Origin of the sequence: Flavivirga eckloniae, from assembly GCF_002886045.1 — a bacterium.
Taxonomy (GTDB): domain Bacteria; phylum Bacteroidota; class Bacteroidia; order Flavobacteriales; family Flavobacteriaceae; genus Flavivirga; species Flavivirga eckloniae.
The window spans coordinates 5,090,078-5,113,125 of the sequence record NZ_CP025791.1 but is presented as its reverse complement, the minus strand read 5'-3'; the positions used below and the strand labels follow the sequence as shown (position 1 = coordinate 5,113,125).

23 protein-coding genes are annotated in these 23,048 nt (G+C 32.8%); 12 read left to right on the top strand and 11 right to left on the bottom strand.

The annotated features are described in order from the left end of the window. Nucleotides 1-89 precede the first annotated feature (89 nt). A complete protein-coding gene (locus C1H87_RS21080; protein WP_102757714.1) occupies nucleotides 90-1,133 on the top strand; it encodes a glycosyltransferase family 9 protein in 1,044 nt (347 codons plus the stop codon). 13 nt (nucleotides 1,134-1,146) lie between these two features. Here C1H87_RS21080 and C1H87_RS21075 read toward each other — a convergent pair whose 3' ends face one another. Further along, a complete protein-coding gene (locus tag C1H87_RS21075; protein WP_102757713.1) occupies nucleotides 1,147-2,193 on the bottom strand; it encodes a beta-1,6-galactofuranosyltransferase in 1,047 nt (348 codons plus the stop codon). A gap of 67 nt (nucleotides 2,194-2,260) precedes the next feature. Between C1H87_RS21075 and glf the strand changes: the two genes are divergently transcribed. Both glf and C1H87_RS21065 read left to right on the top strand, forming a co-directional pair. After that, nucleotides 2,261-3,358, top strand: coding sequence for a UDP-galactopyranose mutase (glf, locus tag C1H87_RS21070; RefSeq protein ID WP_199769316.1), 1,098 nt, complete (start codon nucleotides 2,261-2,263; stop codon nucleotides 3,356-3,358). Nucleotides 3,359-3,390: 32 nt separating this feature from the next. Further along, nucleotides 3,391-4,146, top strand: coding sequence for a glycosyltransferase family 2 protein (locus tag C1H87_RS21065; RefSeq protein WP_102757712.1), 756 nt, complete (start codon nucleotides 3,391-3,393; stop codon nucleotides 4,144-4,146). 103 nt (nucleotides 4,147-4,249) lie between these two features. On the opposite strand, the gene C1H87_RS21060 is transcribed toward C1H87_RS21065, so the two are convergent. The 8 genes from C1H87_RS21060 to C1H87_RS21025 form a co-directional block, all read right to left on the bottom strand. After that, complete coding sequence (locus C1H87_RS21060; protein WP_233783231.1) at nucleotides 4,250-5,092, bottom strand: glycosyltransferase family 2 protein; 843 nt, start codon at nucleotides 5,090-5,092, stop codon at nucleotides 4,250-4,252. 236 nt (nucleotides 5,093-5,328) lie between these two features. After that, a complete protein-coding gene (locus tag C1H87_RS21055) occupies nucleotides 5,329-6,261 on the bottom strand; it encodes an FkbM family methyltransferase (protein WP_102757711.1) in 933 nt (310 codons plus the stop codon). Nucleotides 6,262-6,305: 44 nt separating this feature from the next. Next, nucleotides 6,306-7,718 carry a hypothetical protein gene (locus C1H87_RS21050; RefSeq protein WP_158655313.1) on the bottom strand — a complete coding sequence of 471 codons (1,413 nt, stop codon included), beginning with the start codon at nucleotides 7,716-7,718 and terminating at the stop codon, nucleotides 6,306-6,308. Next, a complete protein-coding gene (locus tag C1H87_RS21045; RefSeq protein ID WP_102757709.1) occupies nucleotides 7,708-8,457 on the bottom strand; it encodes a class I SAM-dependent methyltransferase in 750 nt (249 codons plus the stop codon). Before C1H87_RS21045 ends, C1H87_RS21050 begins: the two co-directional genes overlap by 11 nt. Then, entirely contained in the window at nucleotides 8,457-9,395 is a 939-nt protein-coding gene (locus C1H87_RS21040) for a glycosyltransferase family 2 protein (RefSeq protein WP_102757708.1), read from the bottom strand. The genes C1H87_RS21045 and C1H87_RS21040 overlap by 1 nt, the downstream gene beginning before the upstream one ends. Then, entirely contained in the window at nucleotides 9,385-10,470 is a 1,086-nt protein-coding gene (locus C1H87_RS21035; protein WP_102757707.1) for a DegT/DnrJ/EryC1/StrS family aminotransferase, read from the bottom strand. The genes C1H87_RS21040 and C1H87_RS21035 overlap by 11 nt, the downstream gene beginning before the upstream one ends. Nucleotide 10,471: 1 nt before the next feature. After that, nucleotides 10,472-11,452 (bottom strand): GDP-mannose 4,6-dehydratase, encoded by a 981-nt coding sequence (locus C1H87_RS21030; RefSeq protein ID WP_102757706.1) that lies wholly within the window; start codon nucleotides 11,450-11,452, stop codon nucleotides 10,472-10,474. Nucleotides 11,453-11,641: 189 nt separating this feature from the next. Continuing rightward, nucleotides 11,642-12,409 (bottom strand): lipopolysaccharide kinase InaA family protein, encoded by a 768-nt coding sequence (locus C1H87_RS21025; RefSeq protein ID WP_102757705.1) that lies wholly within the window; start codon nucleotides 12,407-12,409, stop codon nucleotides 11,642-11,644. A 356-nt stretch (nucleotides 12,410-12,765) separates the two neighbouring features. On the opposite strand from C1H87_RS21025, the gene C1H87_RS21020 reads away from it, so the two are divergent. Further along, nucleotides 12,766-13,839 (top strand): glycosyltransferase family 4 protein, encoded by a 1,074-nt coding sequence (locus C1H87_RS21020; protein WP_102757704.1) that lies wholly within the window; start codon nucleotides 12,766-12,768, stop codon nucleotides 13,837-13,839. On the opposite strand, the gene C1H87_RS21015 is transcribed toward C1H87_RS21020, so the two are convergent. After that, on the bottom strand, nucleotides 13,825-14,673 hold the full coding sequence (locus tag C1H87_RS21015) for an FkbM family methyltransferase (protein ID WP_102757703.1): 849 nt from the start codon (nucleotides 14,671-14,673) through the stop codon (nucleotides 13,825-13,827). The genes C1H87_RS21020 and C1H87_RS21015 overlap by 15 nt on opposite strands. 120 nt (nucleotides 14,674-14,793) lie before the next feature. Here C1H87_RS21015 and C1H87_RS21010 point away from each other — a divergent pair, with 120 nt between their 5' ends. The 6 genes from C1H87_RS21010 (at nucleotide 14,794) to C1H87_RS20985 (ending at nucleotide 19,635) form a co-directional block, all read left to right on the top strand. Further along, on the top strand, nucleotides 14,794-15,453 hold the full coding sequence (locus tag C1H87_RS21010; RefSeq protein WP_102757702.1) for a class I SAM-dependent methyltransferase: 660 nt from the start codon (nucleotides 14,794-14,796) through the stop codon (nucleotides 15,451-15,453). Between the two features lie 12 nt (nucleotides 15,454-15,465). Beyond that, nucleotides 15,466-16,026 carry an L-threonylcarbamoyladenylate synthase gene (locus C1H87_RS21005; RefSeq protein WP_102757701.1) on the top strand — a complete coding sequence of 187 codons (561 nt, stop codon included), beginning with the start codon at nucleotides 15,466-15,468 and terminating at the stop codon, nucleotides 16,024-16,026. Between the two features lie 130 nt (nucleotides 16,027-16,156). After that, complete coding sequence (locus tag C1H87_RS21000; protein WP_102757700.1) at nucleotides 16,157-17,593, top strand: CCA tRNA nucleotidyltransferase; 1,437 nt, start codon at nucleotides 16,157-16,159, stop codon at nucleotides 17,591-17,593. Continuing rightward, nucleotides 17,577-18,029 carry a GNAT family N-acetyltransferase gene (locus tag C1H87_RS20995; RefSeq protein WP_102757699.1) on the top strand — a complete coding sequence of 151 codons (453 nt, stop codon included), beginning with the start codon at nucleotides 17,577-17,579 and terminating at the stop codon, nucleotides 18,027-18,029. Before C1H87_RS21000 ends, C1H87_RS20995 begins: the two co-directional genes overlap by 17 nt. Nucleotides 18,030-18,068: 39 nt before the next feature. Further along, complete coding sequence (locus C1H87_RS20990) at nucleotides 18,069-19,085, top strand: COX15/CtaA family protein (RefSeq protein WP_102757698.1); 1,017 nt, start codon at nucleotides 18,069-18,071, stop codon at nucleotides 19,083-19,085. 37 nt (nucleotides 19,086-19,122) lie between these two features. Beyond that, entirely contained in the window at nucleotides 19,123-19,635 is a 513-nt protein-coding gene (locus C1H87_RS20985) for an IS1096 element passenger TnpR family protein (RefSeq protein WP_102757697.1), read from the top strand. A gap of 449 nt (nucleotides 19,636-20,084) precedes the next feature. Here C1H87_RS20985 and C1H87_RS20980 read toward each other — a convergent pair whose 3' ends face one another. Continuing rightward, nucleotides 20,085-21,161 (bottom strand): hypothetical protein, encoded by a 1,077-nt coding sequence (locus tag C1H87_RS20980; protein WP_102757696.1) that lies wholly within the window; start codon nucleotides 21,159-21,161, stop codon nucleotides 20,085-20,087. A gap of 124 nt (nucleotides 21,162-21,285) precedes the next feature. On the opposite strand from C1H87_RS20980, the gene C1H87_RS20975 reads away from it, so the two are divergent. Both C1H87_RS20975 and C1H87_RS20970 read left to right on the top strand, forming a co-directional pair. After that, a complete protein-coding gene (locus C1H87_RS20975; protein WP_102757695.1) occupies nucleotides 21,286-22,182 on the top strand; it encodes an ABC transporter ATP-binding protein in 897 nt (298 codons plus the stop codon). Between the two features lie 19 nt (nucleotides 22,183-22,201). Further along, nucleotides 22,202-23,026: an ABC transporter permease gene (locus C1H87_RS20970; protein ID WP_102757694.1), complete on the top strand. Its 825-nt coding sequence runs from the start codon at nucleotides 22,202-22,204 to the stop codon at nucleotides 23,024-23,026. Nucleotides 23,027-23,048: the final 22 nt, after the last annotated feature.

Sequence of the window (23,048 nt, the reverse complement as noted above, 5' to 3'; positions counted from 1 at the left end):
TATACAGTTCACAGTATTCAGTGTTCAGTGGCAGTAAGCAGTGCTTATTTTATTTGCAAAAAATATATGAAAAACGGGAGTTGTAAATTTTGAAAATCTTAATCATACAACAAAAAATGATTGGCGATGTGCTTACAAGCAGTATTCTGTTTGAAGCACTTCGCTTAAAATACCCAAAAGCACAATTAGACTATTTAGTTAATGATCATACGGTTGCGGTTATAGAAAATAACCCTAATATCGATAACCTCATCTTATTTACTAAAGAAGTCGAACAAAGTAAAGCCAAACTTTTTAAGTTCGCTAAATCGATAGGACATGAAAAGTATGATATAGTTGTTGATGTTTATTCAAAAATATCCAGTAATTTAATCAGTATTTTTTCAGGTGCAAAAACCAAAATTTCGTACCATAAATCTTATTCTACGCTTTTTTATCACCATAATATAAAAAGAGAAAAGAGCAACAGCGGTAAATCGGGATTAGCCATTGTTAACAGAATGCAACTGCTAGCTCCTTTAGGTATTGAACCAAAATTTATAAAGCCTAAAATTTATTTAACCGAAAAGGAAATTACTAATAGTAAACGCTTTTTGGAGGATCATAAGATCGATTTCAATAAGCCGTTATATATGATTAGTGTATTAGGAAGCGGTGTAAAGAAGACCTATCCTTTTAACTATATGGCTAAAGTTATTGATACTTTAGTTGAAGAAACCTCCGGACAAATATTATTTAACTACATCCCTAAACAGGAAGCAGAAGCCAAATCGATACTTGATTTATGTAAACAGGAAACCCAACAACATGTTTTCTTTAATGTATTTGGTAAAAGCTTAAGGGAGTTTTTGGCTCTTACACATCATTGTGATGCTGTAATTGGCAATGAGGGTGGCGCTATTAATATGGCTAAAGCTTTAGGTGTTAAAACCTTTGCTATTTTTTCACCGTGGATAGATAAAGCCACTTGGAGCCTTTTTGAAAACGACGATAATGTTGGTGTCCATTTAAAGGATTTTAAACCCGAACTGTATACCAAACCCGAAAAAGCCTTCAAAAATGAAGCGCTTTCGTTATACGAAAAATTCGAACCACAGCTTTTTGAAGATACACTAAAGAACTTCTTGAAATAATCATTGCTTAGAGTTACTGATTATTAAGTTCTTCCAATGCCTTTGTAACGGCGGCTTCAACAAACTTTCCATTCATTACTTTTTCCTGAACGGCTTGCACATTGCTTTTCATTAATTTATAATCTTCTTCAGATAAGTTTTCTAAAATAGCATTTAAATCTTTTAGGTTCGCAACACCTATTCCTAAATTATTCTCTACAATAAAGGATGCTATAGCGGCTTTATCCCAAACTATTACCGGAAGTCCACATAAAAGGTATAAAGATGTTTTATGAGGGTTATTATATTTTAAATATTCTCCCAAATCGCCACTACAAGACTCAGTGGAGATACCATCCCACACCAATCCAAAATCGGCTTCAATTTTATAGGCTATCTGATCCGACGGAAATGCGCCTTGGTAATGAATAATCGACTCATCTTCGTTTACTTTTCGTTTACTGGCGTCAAAACCAATGCCGTATAACTTTAAATTGTATTTGCTATGATCCAGTATATCAAAATCGAAGATATATGCATTTTTGCCATCACCAAAGCCTCCTGCATAGGCTATATTATAAACATCACTCTGATTAACGTCTTTATTTTGAAGTGGTCTTTCTTCAGAGACATAATCGAAAATCCCTAAAACTACTATAGGTATGGTTGTTCCTTGCTCTAAGAACCATGCTTTCATCGATTCATTATGAACTATAATAACATCAGAACATACGATTTTTGATAATTCTTTTTCGATATCCTTTACCCTACCTTTTAAAACCCTAACATCATGAACAATAGTAATGATCTTGCAACGTTTTAACTTGGCAAAAAACAATATATACTTTCTAAACTTGTTATTGGGATATTGGGTACATAAAACAGATTTAAAAGGCAACCTTAGTAAAGCCATGGTTATACCAAAAAAGTTTTTGATGGTACCTACTGCCGAACTTGGTATGGACGATTGCTTAAACCCTAGATTTTTAAACCCCAATTTACGCAACGTAAATTCACAATCTGTTTTTGCCTTTCCTGCTGCGTTAAATAACGATTTATAGTTTCTGGAAATGTAATACATTGTCTTGAAAAGTTTTTTTGTCGGTAATTTATATCCTAGTTTTGCTAAAAATTATAAAAGTATACAAATGTATGATTATTTAATTGTTGGTGCTGGGTTATTTGGATGTGTTTTTGCTCATGAAGCAACAAAAAAAGGAAAAAAATGTTTGGTTATAGACAAAAGAGATCATGTAGGCGGAAATGTATATTGCGAAAATGTAGACGGTATTAATGTACATAAATATGGGGCTCATATTTTTCATACTAACGATAAGTATATTTGGGACTATGTAAATCAATTTGCAGAGTTTAATAATTATGTAAACTCACCGGTTTCTATATCTAAAGGAAAGTTATATAACCTGCCTTTTAATATGAATACGTTTTACCAGTTGTGGGGCACCAAAACACCCGAAGAGGCCAAAACAATTATAGAAGGCCAGATTAAAGAACATGGTCGTAAAAATCCTGAAAATTTAGAAGAACAAGCACTATCCTTAATAGGAAAAGATGTTTACGAAACACTTATAAAAGAGTATACCGAAAAACAATGGGGCAAAAAAGCTACCGAGCTTCCTGCTTTTATAATTAAGCGATTGCCCGTTCGTTATACCTTCAATAATAATTATTTTAATGATGCCTATCAGGGCATTCCTAAAGGCGGTTACAACAAAATAATCGACGGTTTATTGGAAGGTATAGACGTTAAAACCAATGTTGATTTTTTTGAAGAAAAAGAAACATACACTACGTTAGCTAAAAAGATCGTGTATACAGGAAAAATAGATGAGTTCTATAACTATGAGTATGGTAACTTGGAATATCGTTCATTACGCTTTGAAAACTCAAGACTTGATACTGATAATTTTCAGGGTAATGCCGTTGTAAACTATAATGATGCCGACGTGCCTTATACACGAATAATTGAGCATAAACATTTCGAGTTTGGTAAACAAGAGCATACTGTGATTACTAAAGAGTACTCGGAACAATGGACTCCAGAGAAGGAAGCCTATTACCCGATTAACAACGATGAGAATCAAAAAAAATATCAGGCATACAAAACACTGGCTTCAAAAGAATCTAACATTATATTTGGTGGTAGACTTGCCGAATACAAATATTACGACATGCACCAAATAATAGCTTCTGCCCTACAGAAAGTCAAAAAAGAACTTAATTAACCTATTTTTACAACTACTTATAGTATATCAAAATGATAAAAGTTTCCGGAGTAATAATTACTTATAATGAAGAAGAACATTTAGAAAAGTGTTTAAAATCGTTAGTTGATGTTGTTGACGAAATTGTTGTTGTAGATTCTTTTTCTACAGACAGAACTCTTGAAATATGCGAAGCATTTAATGTAGTATTAATCCAAAATAAGTTTGAGGGTTATATTGAACAAAAAAACTATGCCCTCTCTCGTGCCAAATACGATTATATTTTATCGCTCGATGGTGATGAAGCTCTGTCTGATACACTTAAAGAATCCATTTTAAAAGCAAAAGAGAATTGGGAATTTGATGGGTATTATTGCAACCGATTAAATAATTATTGCGGACAATGGATAAAGCATTCCGATTGGTATCCGGATAAAAAACTACGGCTTTTTAAAAAAGGTAATGGTGAATGGAAAGGTATAAACCCTCATGATAGGTATACACTAAAAAAAGGCTTAAAAGCAGGAAAACTTAAAGGTGATTTACTGCATTGGATTTACAGAGATTACGATGAACACAATATCAAGGTTCAGAACTTTTCAAGTATTGCAGCCCAAGCGTATTTCGATTTAGGGAAAAAATCTTCGCTTTGGAAAATTATTTTTAACCCGTCTTGGGCATTTTTTAAAGCCTATTTTTTAAGACGTGGCTTTTTGGATGGCTTAAATGGTTTTATTATTTGTGTACAAACCTTTAATGTTACTTTTTTAAAGTACATCAAGCTTTATAGGCTTCATAAAAACAAGTGATTTCTTTAATGCTAATGTTACCGATTTAAAACCTGACAGGTCTGGTCTGGCTAACTAAACTATATAATAGTTACTTCTCCTTTTGAGTTTCACATTATTTTACTTATGAAACTGCTGCCTCTTTTTTTACGGGATTTACGTTTATATACTTATCTATACCATTTTCACACCAGGTTAACTTATTTTTTAGTGCGTTTTCCTGTATATTGTGATTAAGGTCTAGTTTTTCTTTAGAGCTTTCTTTATGCCAAATATGATAAATAATTGCTTTGTATTTTAATCGTTTCCCCAATATGCCTTTGTTTATCATTCTTATTATAAATTCGGAGTCTTCCCTGCCCCATCCTGTCATATCTTCGTTGTAACCATTAACATTTAAAAAATCTGTTTTCCAATACGACAGATTACACCCTCTTAGCTTTCCAGATAGCTTATTGTTCTTTTTATAAAGCATCTCTCCTAATAAGGGTAAATGTATATTTCTATTACGCTTCTTTACCCCTTTAGCCAAGTAAGGAAACTTTATGGTCTTATTCTTAAAAAACTCATTTAAATACGGCTCTTGAATATTTACTCTGGATCCAAATAAGTAAATGCCGCTTTCAACTGAATTTAAATGATCTCTAACAAAGCTTTTGTGTATGATACAATCGCCATCTAACTGAATGATATAATCTGCATCTGTTTTGGAAATGGCCAAATTTAATATAGCCGATCTCCTAAACCCCTCATCTTTATGCCATACATGTGTTATTGGAACTGGAAAATTATATTGAAACCTTTCAATTAGTTTCTTAGTCTCGTCTGTAGACCCATCGTCTGCAATCATAACTTCTGTTGGAAGTACTATTTGCTTTTCTACACTTTTTAAAACCAACTCTAAAGCCTCTGGCCAATTGTAGGTTGTTATAATTAAGGCAGATTTAATCTTATTTTTCAATTTCATTGTTTAAATAAATAGGCTATTTAACTAGAACAGTTAATCTGAAAAATACCCTACAAAATTTTTAAGTTTTTTTGAATTGAAAATGTTAAAGTGTTTTGCCGTTAACACCAATGAAAAGTAGTTATTGAAGGAATCGGTTAATTGCCCTTTCGAAAGAATGCAATGTGTTATTTTAACAAATACTCTATCAAAAAATAAGAGTTGTTATAGAGGAAAAGGAAAAACTCCCAATTCCGTTAACCTTCAAAAATATGGTAACCGCTTAGGCTAAGTTTTTCCTGTGGAATTAAGAATACATTATCAATGGTTGTACATACAGTTAAAGATTCTATACGCTCCCATTTAGTCCCTTTTTGCTTATAAATATTATAGTTTTCTGGAATAAGCGGGAAGAACTGTTCATCCAATTTAACCCCTCGTGCCTCATAATAAGGCTTATTAACTTCCATGAGTATAGTTGGACGGTGCTTGTTTATAACCTCTTGTCCACCATCCAAACAAAAGTCTTCGTGCCCTTCAATATCCATCTTTATCATATCTATGCTTTTGTTCTCGCTAAAATCTTTATGCCAGATATCGTCTAATCTTTCAAGTTTAATCGGTGACACTTTAAAGCCTTCATCCATAGCCTCACTTGTACGTATGGCTGCATTTCCAGTATTAGCCCCATGTTTAAAGTCCTCCCTTAAAGTTATCTCGGTTGTATCTGATTTATTTGATAATCCAAAAGGGTTTGCTTTACATACTTTGCTTAAGTTATTTATCTCCAGGTTTTTGACTAACCTTAAGTAGTTACCCTCAAATGGTTCAAAAGCAATAACATGTCCTGTAGCTTTTTTATTCCTAATAAGATGACTCATTGAAACGGAATAAAAACCAATATTGGCTCCTATATCCAAAAAACACTTATTGGGGTTAAACAAAGAATGAATTACGGTAATTAATTCGGGATCGTATTTACCAGTGTAAAAAGACACTCTTTCGGTTCTTGTACTTAGGTCTACCAATATTTTGGTATTGTCTTTCATTTTGGCCGTAACTATCGGCTCTGCACCTAACGCCAATGCCATTCTGTTAAAATGTTTGTATAACTGATTAAGTTTTTGGTGGTAAGCCAGTTTTCTTGTAATACTGGATAAAACATTCAAACATCTGTTGGTAAGCTTCATAATTTTTTAGTCAATTAAATTGAGAGATAACATGGTAAATACGGTTAGTTTTTTTCTAAAAGAAAAATTGTTTTACTATTTGATCCGTCCATAACTTTAAACTCATTTATTTTTGAATAGGCATTAAAGAGTTCTGGTTTAAAGAATTTTGGCTCGATTAAAATACAGCCTCCTTTAGAAATTTCGCTCGCAATGGTATTCAATGTTAACGATACAGGGTATTTATAACCTAAAACAGCATAACTTGGCGAATTATATTTGCACAAAAAATAATAGGCTGGCGATATACCGTGTAAATAAACATCCTTACTAATCACGTTAGATTTAAGAACTGGTATATTAACCAATTGTTCATGATGGTGTTCCCTTTTTTCTACAAACTTGTTTTTATATTTAAGCGAAGCTCCAACTAAAAATACAAGACATAAAGGAACTAGTATCATAGACTTCTTCTCTAAAATATTCCTGCCAAACGAAAGCATAGCAAGGATTACATAAGGTATTATGAGTTGAAAATAATGCGAATAATATGCAAAGTAAAGCGTGCAAAACGCACCAATTACTAGCAATAGAGAAAAACCATTAATTTGTGATGTGATCTTATTCTTTTTACTAAAGATAAAAAATAGAAGCAACGCAAAAAATGGAAAGTCTATAGTAAATTGCCCCACTTTTTTAAAAACTCCAGCCGTGGTATACGCTACCCATGTAATAACCTCATCCCCTTTTAAGGCATCTATACCAAACAGTCTGGCTAAAAAATTAACGACAGCAATATTTTCATATGTATAAAAATAACCTATTGCTAATAATATAGGCACCAAAAAACCAAAGCCCAAATAACTGGTTTTAATAAAAAACCGTTTGGTATTATTGGCTTCTTTATAGATCCAAAACACGACGGCCGGAAATATAAAAAGCCCATATTGTTTCGAGTAAAAGGCTAAAAAAATTAATACACCTACCAAAAACAAGCTGCTGCTTTTAAGTTTCCATGTTAACAATATCCAAATAGCGGTTAATTGAAACAACAAAACATAAGGTTCCAATAATATATGAAACCCTTCAAAAACAAAATTTGCTGCAATTAATAAGGTGGTAAAAAAAAGACACATTTTTTTGCTACTGCTGTAATGCTTTAATATTTGATAAAAGAGCACACCAATTAAAGGAAATACAGCAAAGTAATACGTAAACATAAATACCAACCCAATACCATCGCTAAAATAAAATGGTACAGAAAGCATATACATTACCAAAGGTGAATAACTGCAATTAAGTTCTTTAAAAAATGACAATCCATTTGCCAGATCGTAAGCTATTTTTAAATAATATCCAGAATCGTTAGAAACCGAAGGAAATGCATAAATAATAAACAAATAGCTTCCTGTTAAGGCTATAAAAAGGAACAGCAAACCATAATAGATCATTTTATTGTTAAACAAATTAAACATCATCGCTCATTTTTTTTGCAACAATAAACAATGAACTTCCCAGGGGCAGGCTTCCTATTTTCGAAATGTATTTATTTTCAAGTGCGCCAAGAAAAGTAAAAAAGCCGTTAATTGGTTTTGCAATCATATTTAAATCAGATTGTGTCGTTTTTGGCTTAACGATTTTCCTTTTCAGTTTTAAAGCCAAAATAACGAAATAGAGCAATGGTATTCTGTAAGTAGATTTTAATATCTTAAAGTTTAACTGCTTTAATGTTTTATTTGTAGGTTTCCTTGTAAATCTTTTTTTTGTCTGAACACAGATATCATGTTCTCGTTTTAAGTGGTTAAATGCTGGTAGGTTTAAAATTAAAATGCCATTGTCTTTTAATCCATTATACATACGCTTCAGAATAATTTTTTCATCTATTATCGATTCATGATACAATACATCTAAGGAAATAATAACATCGTAACTATTTTCTTTAAACTCCCAAGTATTAATATCGCCTTGATAAATATTTTTTAAACCTCTTTCTTTTGAAAAACTAACGGCTTCTGTAGAAAAATCTAAACCCGATACGTCTCCAAACGGTTGCAAAACCTCTATCATTCTTCCGGTTCCACAACCGGCATCGAAAATTTTTAAATCTCCTTTTGGAAAACTTTTAAGAATAAACTGCTTAACAATGTTATGTAAAATTTTGTACCACCAAAACTCATTTTCCTGTTGATACATTTTATAGTATTCCTGGTTTTCCATTATTGCTTGGTGTATATTTTTCTTATTGAATATTGCGGCTTTTTATTTTGAGACATAAACATTCTCCCCAAATACTCCCCTACCATCCCTAAGGCCATTAATTGGATTCCGGAAAAAATGGATACCAAAACAATTAAAGCCGTATAACCAACAGGTAAATCTGGGTTATATAATTTTTCGATGATGGCAAACAGACCATACCCGAAACCAAATAAGGAAAAAACAAAACCGATTACCATTGAAACCCGAAGTGGTAAAATGGAAAAATTAGTAAACATATTCATCCAAAGCGCCACTAACTTTTTAAGTGTATAATTTGAAGGGCCATTGGTTCTTTTATCATGCTTTACCTTAAGTTTCCCAATGTTATTGGTTGTTCTTAAAATTAACCCATCTATATACGGAAATGGTAAATTGTATTTAATGATTTCTTCTACCAAAAACTTATTCATAACCTTAAAACTAGATAGGTAAAGGTCTTTAGGTTTCTTAAGTAGGATTGTTGCCATTTTATCGTTGAATCTGCTACCTAAGTTTCTAAAAAATGAATGTTCTTTTTTATCATAATAACTATAAACAACATCGTTCTGGGTTATTATGGCATGCTCTATAAGTTTAATGACCTCGCTTACCGGATTTTGAAAATCGTCATCCATAATTACGACATAATTTCCTGTAATATGGTTTAACCCCGCCATAACAGCATTGTGCTCTCCTACATTTTTTGAGAGGCTCAAGAATTTAACAACGTCTGTATGTTTTTGATAAACAGAAACACAAACAGCCTCTGAATTATCTTTAGAACAATCATTCACCAACACAATTTCTAATCTGTAGGACGGGGATAATTTAGCTATAAGATGTGCTACTAAATTTGTGATAGACTTTTCTCCGTTGTAAACAGGTATTACAATAGATACTGCTTCTTTATGACTCATAATTATTTATTACGGTAACAATTTTTTGAAGGTCTTTTTCTGATAATTCGGGATATATAGGTAAGCTTAAAATATGACCTGTAAAACCCTCCGATTCTTTTAACATTTCATCTTTTTGATATAAAAAAGCGTTTTGCTTATGTATAGGAATTGGGTAATGTATTAATGCAGACACACCATTGTCTTTTAAATATTCTAAGAAGTGAACTCTATTTTCTACTTTAATTACGAATAGATGGTAAACAGATTTGCCGTACTTGTTTTCTCTTATAAACTCAACGCGTTTAAGATGTGATTTATAATAGAAAGCGATTTGTTCTCGCTTTTTGTTCCAATGATCTAAAAAAGGAAGCTTTGCTCTTAAAATAGCAGCTTGTAGTTCATCTAATCGACTGTTTATACCATTAAAATCGTGATGATACCGTTCTGTTTGCCCATAGTTTCTTAGCGCGAGTAACTTATTATAAATCGCTTCGCTATTAGTTGTTATAGCACCTCCATCGCCATATGCTCCCAAATTTTTTGTTGGGTAAAAGGAAAAAGTACCGCAGTCGCCTATGGTGCCACACTTTTTATTTTTATATGTAGCTCCTGTTGCCTGAGCACAATCTTCTATAACGTACAAATTATGCTGCCTTGCGATTTTTAAAATCTGATCCATATCGCAACTCTGTCCGTATAGATGTACCGGAACCATAGCCTTGGTATTCTCATTGATCTTTGAAGCTATTTTTGTAAAATCAATAAGGCCATCTTCCTTAAAAACATCCACAACTACAGGTTTTGCACCAGCTTGTACAATACCAGTAATTGTTGGAAATGCCGTAACATTAGTGGTTATTACTTCATCGCCCTGCCCTATATCGTTTGCCATTAAAGCCAAGGTTATCGCTTCGGTACCCGAAGCTACTCCTATACAGTATTTAGCATTAAGATATTGTGCAAATTCATTCTCGAATGCCTCAACCTCCTTGCCTAAAACATACCAACCACTGTCCATTACTCGGGCTATGGCATTATCTATATTAGGCTTAAGGTCTATGTAGTGGGATTTAAAATTATTGAAGGGAATCATATTAAATATAATCAGCCATGTTTTGTTTATAATAAGCTAAAGTTTCTCGAATGCCTTCTCTAAAAGACGTTTTGGGGTACCATCCTAAATCTTGACTAATCTTATCGAAATTGGCATAAAAATCACCTATATCAATGCTTTTCCTGTCTTCTGGAAATGGTATCATTTCATAAGTCCCCTTTCTATTTTCCTCAATGAGTATAGAAGCTGTTTCCTTAAGGTTTATAGGATTGGAATCTCCCAGGTTGTATATATGACCATTGGTTTTTTCTGAAAGTGCGCATAAAATAAAAGCATCTACAACATCGTCTACATAATTGTAATCCCTAACCTGTAATCCATCTCCAAAAATTAAAAAGGGCTTGTCTTCTATAACATTTCTAATCCAGATGCCTAAAAAGGTTTGCCGGGCATCTTTTATTCTTAACCGAGGGCCATACGTGTTGGTTAATCGTAAAACACTAGTCTTAATACCATAAACATTATTATAAAGTAAATGATAGTTTTCGCCAGACATTTTATTTATCCCGTTTACATCAACAGGGATTATGGGGTGGTTTTCATCTACAGGTAAATACTGGGGTTTACCGTATAACTGGCGTGTGCTTGCAAAAACAATCTTAATATCCGGATTATGCGCTCTGCAAGCTTCTAGAATTGACAATTGGGCTTTGGCATTTATTTCTAAATCCTGAAATGGATTTGTCATTGAATCCATATGGCTAGTCTGTCCTGCCAGATTGAACAAAAAATCCTGATTCTTAATTAAATATTTTATGGAGAACTTATCTCTAACATCAGAAAAATTGATTTTAATTTTGTCTTTTACAGTTTCTACATTTTGTAAAACGCCGCCATATTCGGGAATTAAACTATCAAGAACTGTAACATTGGCTCCTAATTCTACCAATTTTATGGCCAAATTAGAACCAATAAATCCTAATCCCCCGGTGATTAAGACATTCTTATTTTTTAATTTCATTCATTAAAACAGATAACCGTTAAGTAATAGAACAGTTATCGTAGAAAATACCCTCAAAAGTTTTTGAGTTTTTTTTGATTAATTTGAATGTTGCGTAAAAAGTTACTGTGAATCAAAAAATTAAAGGTTATAATTTTTTATTATTCAGAAGAAAAAAAGTAACTAAATATAGGGATGTTACTTTTAAGGCTAACCCTTTTTCCAAAACTTTAGTTTCTTTTTAAGGCGTCTTTTGCGGTGGTATCTATATTGAAATTCTTCAGTAAGATTCCACATTAAATTAAATATAGCATCATAATTTTCCCCAGAACATTTAGCATATTCATCACTCATAACTTCTACCATTGATTTATGAATGGTTAATTTGGAAAAATTCTTAACTCTGGTTTCAAAATCTAAATTTTTAAACTCCATTCGGTTCAAATCCACTAAGTAGAAACTATATCCCGTATCCGTTTTTTTTATCAAAGTGTTCCCTGGAGAATGGTCTAAAAAATGAATGCCCTTTTCGTGCAAATCAAAAGTGAATCGCGTAAAAGCCCTAAGTACATTATCGTAATCCGGATAATTAAAATCTGTTGTTAATTCCCTATAAGTTAAATCGCAATCTAATTGCTCACTTATGTAATAACTTTTTTTGAATAAAAAAGGCGTTTTGTATTCGTAATATGCAATAGGCTCTGGTGTACCAACATTTAAAGCCTTAAGCTTATTGGCATATTCGTAAGAGCGTTGCGCCTTACTCTTTCTAAAAAACTTATAAGCGATTTGGTTTACAATATTGGGAATTCTAAAAGACTTAACATTGAATACCTTATCCCCTGTTTTAAATAATTTTAATGAGTTTCTATCCTGATTGCCGAAATCCTCACCTTTAGTCTCAAAATTTGTAATAATATCATCTAAAAAAAGAGACGATTCTTTAAAACTATCATGTATTCTTTTAGTAACCTTCATTCAAAATATAGTTGTGGTGCAAAAGTAATGTTTATCCTTGTTGAAATTTTAAAATTAAAACAAAAAGACAAAAAAATCATGTAGCTTACCTATCAACATAACTCAGAAAAGAGACCATACCTCTTAATATACATAGCAGAAACAAACAAAGCAAAATACTCGTAAAAATCAAGAACATACCATATAACGAATATCGAAAAAGTATATCATTCTAAATGATAAATAATCCTTTTGAATTAATTACATTTACATCCCTCATAATCGTCATTTAAAAAGTAATAAAACAGGCTTAATTGTAAAAAACTAGCCTAGAAATTTCGCATGAATTATCTGCCTATCTGTCAAATTAACCAACTATGCAGAATATTTTTTTAGAATCCCATAACATTAAAAACCAGCACTTTGGTTTTGGTCAATTCAATTACCATTTAATAAAAGGGCTTTATAACGCTAATGTAACAGATTTTAAAATGACGCTTCATGCAAAAAACACACAACCCTTAAAATCTGAATACGGCTCCTATTTTAACTATAAAAAGTATTATTCTTTTAGAAGAAATGCGCCCTTTCTAATTAGAAAAAAATACGATTTATGGCATTGCCTTAATCAAAATATCAAGATAGAACCGTACCACGATATCCCATATCTTTTAACGGTACATGATGTTAATTTTGTTGAAGAAGTATCCAGCGATATGTCTCACAAACATAATGTTCGCTTTCAGGAAAAATTAGATAGAAGTCATGCCATTACCTATATATCGAATTACGCAAAAGCATCCACGCACGAACACTTTAATATTCCGGATGTTCCCGAATACGTTATTCATAACGGTAACCCCATTCTAGATATTGAAATCCCACAGAATTACAAACCCGAACAACTCACTACTGCGCCATTTTTATTCAGTATCGGGGAATTTTCCGAACGTAAAAACTTCCATGCTTTGGTAAAAATGTTGGAGTTTTTGCCCGAATACCATCTTATTCTTTCTGGTAAAAATAATACCGACTATGCTAACGGTACATTACAAAAAACAATAGCTCAATTAGGACTGCAAGACCGCGTATTAATTACGGGTAAGATTTCGGAATTAGACAAACAGTATTATCTACAAAACTGCGAAGCTTTTGTTTTCCCTTCTTTAAGAGAAGGCTTTGGTATTCCACCAATCGAAGCCATGCGCTTTGGAAAACCTGTATTTTTATCCAATAACACCTCGCTTCCCGAAATTGGCGGTGAGCATGCTTTTTACTGGGATAATTACGATCCGGATTATATGGCCAAAGTAATGCAAGACGGATTAAATACCTTTAATAACAATAAAGACACCTTATCGCAAAACTATATTAACCACGCCAAAAGTTTTAACTGGGACAACGCCGCAGAAAAATACATTAAGGCTTATAGAGATTTACTTGGTAAATAATATATTATCAGATTTTCCAGCTGCTTTTAAAGCGTTTACGTAAGACAAAAACTCCTCCTTATCATTGCTAATATCAAAAGTTTTAGAAGTATCATTCATAAACTTAGCCGTATTATAATGTGGTATTATTAAGCTAAAAAAGTCTTCGTTATTGGTTTTCGATACATTTTCCAAGTGATGAGGCACATATTCAATATATAAAAACTTGCTTGCTTTTAACGTATTGGTCATCCCCTGTAAAGCATAGTATTCAGCACCTTCAATATCCATAATAATCCCCTGAGCTTCATCTAAATTATTAGCCTTGGCATGCGCATCAATAGCCACCATATCTACCTCAATAGTATCCGGGTTATCGTATTTATACATGTACTTGTCAATCTTGGGCTTTATTTTACTACCTCCAGAGTTAATAGTACTGGTATAAAACTTTACTTTTTTAGAGGCATCTCCAGCCGCATTATTAAATAAAGAAACATTACTAATTCTATTAATCAATAAATTGGTTTCTAAAAAGTAAAACGTTCTGGGGTTGGCTTCGTAGCCTACAATCTTATTGCAATATTTAGAAAGCGGTATAAGTAAGGTTCCCCAATGCACACCAACAATATAAATAGTATCTGTAGGTTTTATAAACCCCTTAATAGTATTTACCTCTGCCATATCATACTCGCCCTTATTACCTAGCTTTTTACCTACCATGAGGTCATTTATAGGCGCAGCAATATGACCATTTTTAGTTTCGTATATAACGCCAATGGCATATTTTCCCAGAATTTTATTCCTTAATGAAGATTTTAACTTTAAAAACGAATACTTTAATTTTTTACTCATCTATATAATTGAAATAATTCTGGTAAAAATATAAAAATGAACTTTATTAAATACATTATAAAGCATTTAAAAAGTAAATCCTAAATTTGCGCCCTAACCTATTTTAAAATATAGTTACAAATGATATTTAAAATATTACTAATCGTACTGCTTTTAGCTGTTGCCGCACCTTTTTTAATAAAATTTATAAAGCACAAATCCCTATACCCATTCATGCCTTTTAAATATAATTTTAAAAGAAGAAGAGTAACATTTGCCAAAACGTTAAAACTACTTGACGAAAGAAAAGCCAAAATGATTATTGAAACAGGTACTTCCAGGCTAGGTTTGCAAAACACCAAGGGAGATGGAGCAGCAACCATAGTCTTTGGTAAATGGGCGCAGCAAAACAATGCTAAAATGCACTCCGTTGATATTAGCGAAGACTCTGTAAATGGGGCTCAAAACGAAGTTAACATTCAAGGGTTAAACGACACAGTAACTGTACACTTAAATGATTCTTTAGAATTTCTTAGAACGTTTGAAGAACCTGTAGATTTCTTATACTTAGATAGCTACGATTATTCTAAAACAGATACAGAAATTCAGGTAAAAAGCCAAGAACATCACTTAAAAGAATTTCAACTTATAGAAAACAAATTACACGATAATTCTATTGTACTCATAGACGATTGTGGATTACCGGGAGGCGGAAAAGGAAAAACAGTTGTAGAATACATGCAAAAAAAGGACTGGAAAGTTTTAATTGATGCATACCAAATTCTACTTGTTAAAAATTAAGCATCCCTCTATATGCAAACTGAAATAAACAACGCGCTAAACGTGCTTAAAAACGGTGGACTCATACTCTACCCTACAGATACGGTTTGGGGTATTGGTTGCGATGCAACAAACGAAGTTGCTGTTAAAAAAATTTACGAACTAAAACAACGGGAAGATAGTAAGGCCTTGATATGCCTGGTTGCAGATGATAGAATGCTAAAAAAGTATGTAAAAAGCATTCCAAATGCGGCTTTAAATATTATCGATATTTCTGAAAAGCCAACAACCATTATTTACGACGAAGCACAAAATTTAGCACCCAACTTAATTGCTGATGATGGTACCATAGCCATTAGAATTCCAGATGACGATTTTTGCTATCAACTCGCTAGAAAACTTAATACAGCCATAGTTTCTACATCGGCGAATATAAGTGGATTTCCAACTCCGAAATCATTTAAAGAAATATCCCAAGAGGTTATAAAAGGTGTAGACTATGTTGTAAATTTGCATCGCGAAAAAATCTGTGATAAACCGTCATCAATTATTAAATTGAGCAACAGTGGTATCGTAAAGGTTATAAGAGCATAAAACTCAAATTTCAAATACAAAATTCCAATCGAAAATAATTCATCACTTGGAACTTTGAACTTTGAACTTTGAACTTTGAACTTTGAACTTTGAACTTTGAACTTTGAACTTTGAACTTTGAACTTAATTGATGAATTACAAAAAGGCATTACAACATAATATATTCAAAATCATATCGCTATCTGCTAAACAACTAAACGTAGAGAGTTATGTTATTGGTGGATTTGTACGCGATTTTATATTAAAGCGCGGCGATGCAAAAGATATTGATGTAGTTGCCGTAGGCAGTGGTATTAAACTAGCCAAACAAGTTGCCAAAAACCTTCCAAATAATCCAAAGGTTCAGGTTTTTAAAACCTATGGTACTGCCATGCTTCGATACAACGATATTGAAATCGAGTTTGTGGGAGCGCGTAAGGAATCTTATAATGAAGACAGTAGAAATCCGAAAGTAGAAAATGGTACTTTAGAGGATGATCAAAACCGTCGTGATTTTACTATAAATGCATTAGCCTTAAATTTAAGTGAAGAGCATTTTGGCGATTTGCTCGATCCTTTTAATGGTATCGGAGATTTAGAAAAGCAAATCATTCGCACGCCATTAAACCCAGATATAACATACAGTGACGATCCATTACGAATGATGCGTGCCATACGTTTTGCTACACAATTAGATTTTACCATAGAAAGCGAATCACTAAATGCTATTACAAAAAATAGCCATCGCATTAAGATTATTACCAAAGAGCGCATAGTAACAGAATTAAATAAGATTCTTGAAAGTAAAAAGCCTTCTATCGGATTCCTGTTACTGGAAAAAACAGGACTATTAAAAGATATCATGCCAGAGCTTATGGCTTTAAAAGGCATTGATGAAATTGAAGGTCAACGTCATAAAGACAATTTTTATCACACTTTGGAGGTTGTAGATAATATTGCAGAAAACACAGACAATCTTTGGTTACGATGGGCGGCCTTGTTACACGATATTGGAAAAGCACCAACAAAAAAGTTTAGTAAAAAAGTAGGTTGGACATTCCATGGTCATGAATTTGAAGGTTCCAAAATGGTATATCGTCTATTTAAAAGACTAAAAATGCCACTTAATGACAAAATGAAATTTGTACAGAAAATGGTGTTTATGAGTTCACGCCCTATAGTTTTGGCTCAAGATATCGTAACAGATTCTGCCGTACGTCGTTTGGTTTTTGATGCCGGGGATTACGTAGAAGATTTAATGACGCTTTGCGAAGCAGATATAACCACCAAAAACCCGAAACGATTCGCTAAATATCATAACAACTTTAAAATTGTTAGAGAAAAAATCGTTGAAGTTGAAGAACGAGACCATGTTAGAAACTTTCAACCTCCTATTACCGGAGAAGAAATTATGGTAGTTTTCAACTTAAAACCATCACGCGAAATCGGTTTAATAAAAGATACAATAAAAGAGGCCATATTAGAAGGAGACATTCCGAACGAATATGATGCTGCCTATAAATTAATGCTAAAAGAAGGCAAACGCTTAGGGCTAAAAGCAATACATAAAAATGATGAAACTCGTTAGGACAGATTCTAATAATAACGACTTTATCCATCTGGTAAATTTGTTAAACGACTATTTAAAAATAGTCGATGGAGACGATCATGATTTTTACCATCAATACAACAATATAGATGTATTAAAACATATAGTAGTTGCTTATATAGATAATAAACCTGTAGGGTGCGGTGCTTTTAAGAAGTTTACTGAAAAGGAAACAGAAGTTAAACGCATGTTCACACTTCCAGAAACCAGAGGAAAAGGCGTAGCTACTAAGATTTTGAAAGAACTGGAAAATTGGTCTAGAGAGCTAAACTTTGAAGCATGTATACTAGAAACCGGAAAGCGACAAGTAGAGGCTGTTCAATTTTATAAAAAAAACGATTATACAGTTATACCAAATTACGGACAGTATAAGGATGTAACCAATAGTATTTGCTTTAAAAAAGTTATAAAATAATTGATGATTAAATAGAGCCTCAACCTAATAAAACATAAGATGAATACAAACGATAAAAAGGTTATATATTGGCTGCTTACAGGATGTCTGCTTATTTTTATCATGGTAGTTGTTGGTGGTATAACAAGACTCACACATTCCGGATTATCCATTTCCAACTATAAACTTATTTCTGGCACCATTCCGCCAATGAATGATGTTGAATGGGAAAAAGCCTTTGATCTATACAAGCAATATCCCGAATATCAAAAACTAAACAACCAGTTTACACTTCAAGATTTTAAAGACATATACTTTTGGGAATGGCTACATCGTGTTATCGGTCGATTTATAGGGCTCGTATTCCTTATTCCCTTTTTATACTTTGTAATAACCAAAAAGCTATCGAAAGCCACAGTAAAAAAAGCTGTCGTTTTACTAGCTCTTGGAGCATTTCAAGGCTTTTTAGGATGGTATATGGTTAAAAGTGGTTTGGTAGATCGCCCAGATGTTAGCCACTATAGGTTGGCTGCACATTTAACAACCGCTTTTATAACCTTTGCTTATACCTTCTGGGTTGCTCTGGATTTAATGTTTCCACATAAAAAGGAAGTACATATTGCTTTTAGAAATCTCATACGGTTTACCCTTGCTATAGTATTACTACAAATTATCTATGGGGCGTTTGTTGCCGGACTCGATGCCGGTTTTATACATAACCATTGGCCCATGATGAGTGAAGGGAAATTTATGCACCAAACCGTTTACATAGAGCAAACACCATTGTACAAAAACTTTATCGAAGGAAAAAGCGGCGTACAATTTGTTCACAGGATTTTGGCATATGTAGTAGTGATCTTGATTCTATTAATTTGGAAAAAGTCAAAAAAACTAAACCTAACCATGTATCAGTCAAAAGGAATAAACATAGTATTAATCGTATTGGCCGTTCAGATTTTATTAGGCATATTTACCATATTGTTACAAGTACCCGTTTGGTTAGGTGTAGCACATCAAGTAGGCGCATTTTTCCTATTAAGTGCCATGACTTTTTTAATGCACCGTTTTTCCAAATAATCCAAAAAAGCATACCTTTGCAGTAAATAATTTCATCATGATTTATAGATTTAGAGTTATTTTAGATAACGATACCGAAGATGATATTTTTCGCGATTTAGAAATTCGCGAATCAGACTCTCTTGAAGATTTGCATAATATCATTACACAATCTTTTGGGTTTGATGGTACAGAAATGGCATCTTTTTATTTAAGTGACGATGCATGGAATCAAGGTGAAGAAATTTCGTTGTTCGATTTAAGCGAAGACAACTCTGCCCGCTTAATGAATGAGACCGAGATTAGCAGTGTGGTACATGAAGCACAAACAAAGCTAATTTACATTTACGACTTTTTAAGCATGTGGACATTCTATGTGGAATTGGCTGAAATTGTAGAAGAAGCCGAAGGTACCGACTACCCAAATTTAATGTTTGTTCAAGGTCAAGTACCAGACGAAGCTCCAGATAAACTATTTGAAGTGGATATGACTAAAAGTTCTATCGAATTTGACGACGGCATTGATGTTGATGATTACAACAATTTAGATTTTGATGAAAACTGGAATTAAGTAAAAAGAGACACTAGTTTTCACAAATTCTTCAAAACACCAATTATTTACAAATAAGCAAACACAGTTTACTAATTTAACGAATCTTGGATAAGAGAATTTATGTCGTTGTGTGTCCCAGACTTGTTTCAGAACTATCTTTTTACTGTCACAGTGCTCTCCTCTTTAAATTAAAGCCGAGAAATGAATTTCGATTTTGATAAAAATTGGAAGAAAGAGGAGTTTTATTAAAAATAACAAACAAATGTAACCCTCCGAATCCCGATCTCATCGGGGTCCACTTCCCTTTTTAAAAGGGAGGAACACCTTGAATTCTTAAGCAAGATTCACGTTAATTTATAAACACTCATCTAAAGATATAATAAACTTAAATCTATCCAAATGTAATTCGTGATAACGATTTTTGCAGAAAGTTAGCCTCGTTATTAACACGTTATTCGTGTATTAAATCAGTCATCATCATACGACCTTAAATTCTCTAATTTTACATTCTGATAATTACGCGTTATAAACTCTAAAGAATACTTAAGTATTTCCCCCATATTTTTACTGCGCTTAAAATTCACATCGTGCGTATAATTAAAGATTGTGGTCTTTAACTGCGTTATATTTTCCTCGCTGGAAATAACATCGTTCTCCATACAATCTAACAACTTGTCTATCCTTTCAGAAAAACTCTTTAGACGTTTAACCAAAATAGACCGCTCCTCGGTTTTGTATTGATCGATAGATAGCTTCTGTATGTTGTTAGAAACCAATTCCACCATTTTAAAGTTTTCCTTAAAAAACTGAGGTCTGTAAATATTAAACTTCCCTTCATAGCACTGCTGATCGAAATCGATAGCCCGTATCTTATACACCACGTGGTCGAAATCGTGAGTAGGTACAATAACATAATTATACGATCGCATATCACCCAAAAGCCTGATCATACAACGCTCATTAAACTTTACAAACTCCTTTGCAATTTGCGCCTTTTCAGATCTAGTACAATTCGGCAACATGTTTTTTATAAACTCATCGCCAGGAATCCCCGATATGTGCTCTTCAATAAGTGTATTTTTATAAACTAAAAAGTTAAGGTTATACGGAGATAACATATGCTCCAGTTCCAAACCATAAATACGAGACGCATCGGTAGTTTTTACATAAAAATAAGTAAAGTTGTCGTTTAAAATATTTCTAATCTTTACCCTAAAAGGTTTAGAATTTCCAAAAGTACAGAAATCAATAGCATCAACATTTAAAAAAGGAAGCACATCCTCGTTACCATCAGAATGTAAAATCGTGTACACTTTTTTTAACGACGAATCAATTTCTTCCCTTTCAAACTCATTATAATAAACCCGTATCCACAATGTATCATTATCATCCCTATCATAAACCACAACCGATCCCTGAAAACGTAATAAGTCATCATAAAAAATAGGGATTTTTGTATTCCTGTCATACTTCGCTAAATACTCATGTAATTTAGGGGTTACGGGATACGATGGTTTTCTCTTGGATATCTTTAAATCTTGCATAATTCAATAATTATTCAAATTTAAAACTTTTATTTAACACAACTGTAACAAAACAAACAGACTGTCGTCGTACTTTAATAAATAACCAGTGCTATTTTTCTATATGGCATAAAAAAGTAAAAACTTGGAATCTATACTAACAATAAACAACCTCACTAAAAAATTCGGGTATTTAACAGCAGTTAAAGATTTATCATTTACCATAAACAAAGGCAATGTCTATGGTATTTTAGGTCCAAACGGAAGCGGAAAATCCACAACATTAGGTATCGTTTTAAATGTTGTAAACAAAACACAAGGTGATTTTCACTGGTTTGATGGAAACATATCAACCCACAATGCCCTTAAAAAAGTTGGCGCCATTATTGAGCGACCAAACTTTTATCCGTACATGACAGCCGCCCAAAACCTGAAATTGGTTTGTAAAATTAAAGGTGTAGATTATAACAAGATTGACGAAAAACTAGAAATCGTTGGGCTTTTAGATCGTAAAAACAGTAAGTTTAGAACCTATTCGTTGGGAATGAAGCAACGTTTGGCCATAGCATCTGCCCTTTTAAATGATCCTGAAATTCTCATTCTGGACGAACCCACCAACGGCTTAGACCCACAAGGCATACACCAAATTAGAGAAATTATAAAACAAATAGCAGCCAAAGGAACAACCATTCTTTTAGCATCACATTTATTGGACGAAGTTGAAAAAGTATGCTCTCATGTCGTTGTACTTCGTAAAGGTGTTAAGCTATACTCTGGTCGTGTAGACGAAATGATTTCCAGTCATGGATTCTTCGAATTAAAAGCCACCAAGCATAAAGAATTAATAAACTTACTGGAAAATAATACAGCATTTAAAAATATTAAAGTTGAAGACGATTTAATAACCGCTTTTTTAAACGAACCGATGAAATCTGAAGACTTTAACAAATACCTATTCGAAAACGATATTATTCTCACACATCTGGTACAACGTAAAGAAAGCTTAGAAGAACAATTTTTACAATTAACAGACAAGAACTAAATCAACCAAAATACATCTCATGTTACGACTTTTAAATTTAGAATTGCAAAAATTATTCCTTAACAGAACGAGTATAATACTCATATTTGTTTCGTTTATTTTACCATTTTTCGTTATTCTGTTATCATCATTAAAAATTAATGTATTTGGTTTTTTCACTTTAGAACTGGGTGAATTAGGTATTTTTAATTTTCCGATAATCTGGCATTTAACCACTTTTTTCGCCTCTCAATTTAAGTTCTTTTTTGCCATCGTAGTAGTAAGTATGATCGGTAACGAATACAGCAACAAAACCATAAAACAAAACCTTATAGACGGATTGAGCAAGAAAGAATTCATTCTTTCAAAGTTTTATACCATAATATTCTTTTCTTTGGTTTCAACCGTACTTATAAGCTTAATATCCCTTTGCATTGGTCTTTATTACTCAAGCTATACCGAAGCTTCGATTATTTTTAGGGAAACCGAATTCCTATTGGCCTATTTTATAAAACTCATTGGCTTTTTTAGTTTGTGTTTGTTCTTCGGTATGCTCATAAAGCGTTCGGCATTTGCCTTGGCATTCCTATTTATTCTTTACATATTAGAATGGATTATTTTTGGACTAATGGCTTGGAAACTGGATACCGACATGGCAGAAAGAATACAAAACTTCTTTCCCTTAAAATCCATGTACAAACTTATAGATCAACCTTTTCAGAGAATTGCCATGACAAAATTCCCAGATAAAGCCAACCTAGCTTACGATTATGGCGCTCATTGGTACGAGTTTGCTATTGTTATAGGTTGGACTGCTCTATTTATCTTTTTATCGTATAGATTATTAAAAAAGCGGGATTTATAATATATTTGGGAGTATAGCTTCC

What these genes read in the sequence shown, in the direction of transcription:
- C1H87_RS21075 (WP_102757713.1), bottom strand. Translation starts at nt 2,193, where the DNA reads ATGTATTACATTTCCAGAAACTATAAATCGTTATTTAACGCAGCAGGA.
- glf (WP_199769316.1), top strand. Translation starts at nt 2,261, where the DNA reads ATGTATGATTATTTAATTGTTGGTGCTGGGTTATTTGGATGTGTTTTT.
- C1H87_RS21065 (WP_102757712.1), top strand. Translation starts at nt 3,391, where the DNA reads ATGATAAAAGTTTCCGGAGTAATAATTACTTATAATGAAGAAGAACAT.
- C1H87_RS21060 (WP_233783231.1), bottom strand. Translation starts at nt 5,092, where the DNA reads ATGAAATTGAAAAATAAGATTAAATCTGCCTTAATTATAACAACCTAC.
- C1H87_RS21055 (WP_102757711.1), bottom strand. Translation starts at nt 6,261, where the DNA reads ATGAAGCTTACCAACAGATGTTTGAATGTTTTATCCAGTATTACAAGA.
- C1H87_RS21050 (WP_158655313.1), bottom strand. Translation starts at nt 7,718, where the DNA reads ATGATGTTTAATTTGTTTAACAATAAAATGATCTATTATGGTTTGCTG.
- C1H87_RS21045 (WP_102757709.1), bottom strand. Translation starts at nt 8,457, where the DNA reads ATGGAAAACCAGGAATACTATAAAATGTATCAACAGGAAAATGAGTTT.
- C1H87_RS21040 (WP_102757708.1), bottom strand. Translation starts at nt 9,395, where the DNA reads ATGAGTCATAAAGAAGCAGTATCTATTGTAATACCTGTTTACAACGGA.
- C1H87_RS21035 (WP_102757707.1), bottom strand. Translation starts at nt 10,470, where the DNA reads ATGATTCCCTTCAATAATTTTAAATCCCACTACATAGACCTTAAGCCT.
- C1H87_RS21030 (WP_102757706.1), bottom strand. Translation starts at nt 11,452, where the DNA reads ATGAAATTAAAAAATAAGAATGTCTTAATCACCGGGGGATTAGGATTT.
- C1H87_RS21025 (WP_102757705.1), bottom strand. Translation starts at nt 12,409, where the DNA reads ATGAAGGTTACTAAAAGAATACATGATAGTTTTAAAGAATCGTCTCTT.
- C1H87_RS21020 (WP_102757704.1), top strand. Translation starts at nt 12,766, where the DNA reads ATGCAGAATATTTTTTTAGAATCCCATAACATTAAAAACCAGCACTTT.
- C1H87_RS21015 (WP_102757703.1), bottom strand. Translation starts at nt 14,673, where the DNA reads ATGAGTAAAAAATTAAAGTATTCGTTTTTAAAGTTAAAATCTTCATTA.
- C1H87_RS21010 (WP_102757702.1), top strand. Translation starts at nt 14,794, where the DNA reads ATGATATTTAAAATATTACTAATCGTACTGCTTTTAGCTGTTGCCGCA.
- C1H87_RS21005 (WP_102757701.1), top strand. Translation starts at nt 15,466, where the DNA reads ATGCAAACTGAAATAAACAACGCGCTAAACGTGCTTAAAAACGGTGGA.
- C1H87_RS21000 (WP_102757700.1), top strand. Translation starts at nt 16,157, where the DNA reads ATGAATTACAAAAAGGCATTACAACATAATATATTCAAAATCATATCG.
- C1H87_RS20995 (WP_102757699.1), top strand. Translation starts at nt 17,577, where the DNA reads ATGATGAAACTCGTTAGGACAGATTCTAATAATAACGACTTTATCCAT.
- C1H87_RS20990 (WP_102757698.1), top strand. Translation starts at nt 18,069, where the DNA reads ATGAATACAAACGATAAAAAGGTTATATATTGGCTGCTTACAGGATGT.
- C1H87_RS20985 (WP_102757697.1), top strand. Translation starts at nt 19,123, where the DNA reads ATGATTTATAGATTTAGAGTTATTTTAGATAACGATACCGAAGATGAT.
- C1H87_RS20980 (WP_102757696.1), bottom strand. Translation starts at nt 21,161, where the DNA reads ATGCAAGATTTAAAGATATCCAAGAGAAAACCATCGTATCCCGTAACC.
- C1H87_RS20970 (WP_102757694.1), top strand. Translation starts at nt 22,202, where the DNA reads ATGTTACGACTTTTAAATTTAGAATTGCAAAAATTATTCCTTAACAGA.